At 60.2% G+C, this 2963-nt stretch carries 2 protein-coding genes and 1 pseudogene; 2 read left to right on the top strand and 1 reads right to left on the bottom strand.

What is annotated here, in order from left to right:
* Positions 1 to 300: pseudogene (locus tag K675_RS30910) on the bottom strand (excinuclease ABC subunit A); the annotation flags it as partial.
* A gap of 284 nt (positions 301 to 584) precedes the next feature.
* Between K675_RS30910 and K675_RS0117055 the strand changes: the two are divergent.
* Complete coding sequence (locus tag K675_RS0117055) at positions 585 to 1181, top strand: NAD(P)H-dependent oxidoreductase (RefSeq protein WP_017904710.1); 597 nt, start codon at positions 585 to 587, stop codon at positions 1179 to 1181.
* A gap of 23 nt (positions 1182 to 1204) precedes the next feature.
* Positions 1205 to 1816 carry a TetR/AcrR family transcriptional regulator gene (locus K675_RS0117050; protein WP_026145279.1) on the top strand — a complete coding sequence of 204 codons (612 nt, stop codon included), beginning with the start codon at positions 1205 to 1207 and terminating at the stop codon, positions 1814 to 1816.
* Positions 1817 to 2963: the final 1147 nt, after the last annotated feature.

Here is a 2963-nt window from a genome sequence, read left to right as displayed (position 1 = left end):
CAGCGCGACCGCCGGCGGCAGGCCGTCGATTGCATCGACGTCCGGTACTCCCACCTGGTCGATCAGCCGCCGCGCATACGGTGCAACCGACTCGAAGTAGCGCCGCTGCGCCTCCGCGTAGATCGTACCGAACGCCAGCGACGACTTACCGGAGCCGGAAACACCAGAAAACACCACCAGTGCATTGCGTGGAATAGCGACATCCACATCCTTGAGGTTGTTTTCCCGCGCGCCGCGCACCTCCACCTGGCCGCTGGCCGCCGTGCTGCACGAGGATTCACCGAATGAAGGGTTGGGCATGTATTCCTGTCCTGCTGTTCGTGGAGGGCAACGCACCAGATACATGAAATCAATGTACATCATCAAGCTGTTGCTGCTCGCGCTCGCGGGAGGCCTTCGGTACGCCGGGCGCGAAGAACCCGATCGGTTTCACCAAGACAGGGGCGGCGTGCCAGAGCTGCGTTCACCAGCTTCCCCGGCATGAAGCTCGACAAGCTACCAAAGGTAAGTTACTTTCGGTAGGTAGCAGCCTTAGCCACCTCCGCGGCCTTGAGAGCCGCTCACCGGTCACTGGAGCTCCAACCATGCACAGCTTGATTGTCGTCGCCCACCCCAACCCCGATTCCTTGACTCACGCCATTGCCCAACACGTCGCCCAAGGCATTGTCGCTTCAGGCTCGCCGCACACCCTCGAATGGGCCGACCTGGCGGCCGAAGGATTCGATCCGCGTTTTAACCGGGCGGACCAGGCGCTGTTCATGAAACAGGCATCAGTACCTGCTGACGTGGCCGCCGAGCAGGAACGACTGAACCGTGCCGATGCCCTGGTCATCGTCTACCCAATCTACTGGTGGTCATTTCCAGCCTTGCTCAAAGGCTGGATCGACCGGGTGTTTTCGATGGGCTGGGCCTACGAGGAAAGCGGCAACGGCAAGGTCGTGAAAAAGCTGCAGCGCCTGCAGGTTCACCTGGTTGCCGTGGGCGGCGCCGATGAAGGGACCTTCACTCGACACGGCTACGCGTCCGCCATGAAAACCCAGATCGACCATGGGATCTTCGATTACTGCGGGGCCCCTGTGCGCAGTTCCACCCTGCTTCTGCCGTCAGATGACGGTTATCCGGACGCTCACCTGGAGACAGCGCACAGGATAGGCGCCGGTGTGGTGGCTTCCCAGCCTTGAGGCAGGGTGAGACAATCCTGTCCATGACCTCACCGACTTCTGTACCTTCGCGCCGACGCCTGACCAGGGAAGCCCGCACTCGCCAATTGCTGGAGGCTTCCTGGGCACTGATCGCCGATGAAGGCACGGATGCGCTCACGCTGGGCCGCCTGGCAGAAGTGGCGGGCATCACCAAGCCCGTCGCTTACGATCATTTCGGAACGCGCAATGGGCTGCTCGCCGCCCTGTACCAGGACTACGACGTTCGCCAAACCGCCCTTTTCGATGCTGCCGTCGCCGCCGCCAAGCCCACCTTGGCGGACAAGGCACGGACCTTTGCCGCTGCGTATGTCGACTGCGTGCTGACACAGGGGCGTGACATCCAGGGAGTCCTGGCCGCACTCAGCGGCTCGCCGGAGCTGGCGGCCGTCAAGCGCCAGTACCAGAAGGCGCTTATCGAAAAATGTGCAGGGATACTTGGGCCTTTTGCCGGCCCTGATGGTGTCTCAAGCGCCAGCCTCTGGGCGATGCTGGGCGCCGCCGACACCCTGTCAGAGGCTGCGCTGCTGGGAGACATCACCGCGGAACAGGCAAAGGACGAGCTTCAACAGACCATTCTTGGCCTGGTCAAACGCAGCAAGCCGGTATCAGGCTGAGCTGCGGTGATAGCGCGATAGCTTCCTCGACCCCCTGCCCAGCCAGGGCCCTCGGGATGTCAGGTTTGACCTTCATCCGCGAGCGGTCCGCACCCGGGCACGCAAGGACTCGAAGTAGGTGCCCTCCACAGGGGATGTGGGTGTTGGACTGGTCCCTGCCAATCACCCAGGAGACGCCCATGGGCATGTCAGTTCAAGGATGCGATACCCTCGCACACCTCATCCAACCCATTGACCGTCAGTGAAGAGCATCTGGTCCACCAAGCCTTCAATGTCCTGGGTCGGCGACTCGGCGTACGGTGTAGCCGGTATGGGTGTTCCAATCCAAGGTTGAGCCCCCGTCCCGGAGTATTGCTCTAGGCGCAGGGGTCGAGCGTGTTCAGATGGAGTGGAGCACGCACAGGTTGGTGAGACTTCATGCATCCGTTTTAGGGATTGTGGCACGTGCCGTTTCCGGCATCGCGACATTCTCGAAACCCAAAATGGGAGCTGAGCAAATTTTCCAGGGGTGGTAGTGAAACACGAATAGTGGATATCTAATAGGAGTCCGTTAACCAAATGGACTATCGAAATGCGCCAAGCTGCTCTTGCTCTTGTTATCAGCACTACCAGTGGTTTTCTCAGCGGGCTGATGCTGCACTGCTATCTACCACCCCATACAGAAGTGACGTTAGAGATTCCCCAAACACTGTATGCTGAGATTCGCAGATAAATTGGAATAAGCTGGCCGAGTAGAAACCTGATCGGCGCGGCCAGCTTGCTTACATAGCCCTGCCCTCACGGCTCTACGCCAGCGAAAGCAACCTGGCTGTTTTCTCACACAGCCGATCTCCCCGCTGCTCGCGCCACTTCCGCCGAATGCAGCATGTTCCAGAACAGCGCCCGCTCGACGGGGTTTTCGTGCAGGCCGAGAGCGGGTGTTGAGTCGCCACTGCGACACGGTCACCAGGTCGCTGCGGCGATACTTAGCGGATGCAGAAGAACGCGACTAACGCGCAAAAAAAAAGAATCCTGAATGGTGCGGCGCTTCGTACAGGGGGCCTTTTATAACGTCACTCCGCCAACAATCAGCAGGTGCGTGGCACGCCAGGCGCAGCGTTGCATGATCGTGTCCCTAGAAGTGGTGTAACTGAACCAACCGAAGGCG

This window comes from Pseudomonas fuscovaginae SE-1, assembly GCF_000364705.1.
GTDB classification, from domain to species: Bacteria; Pseudomonadota; Gammaproteobacteria; order Pseudomonadales; family Pseudomonadaceae; genus Aquipseudomonas; species Aquipseudomonas fuscovaginae_A.
This window is presented reverse-complemented; position numbering and strand designations above follow the sequence as displayed.

Excerpts from the sequence above, each read along its gene's own strand:
- K675_RS0117050 (WP_026145279.1), top strand. The coding sequence starts at position 1,205 with ATGACCTCACCGACTTCTGTACCTTCGCGCCGACGCCTGACCAGGGAA.
- K675_RS0117055 (WP_017904710.1), top strand. The coding sequence starts at position 585 with ATGCACAGCTTGATTGTCGTCGCCCACCCCAACCCCGATTCCTTGACT.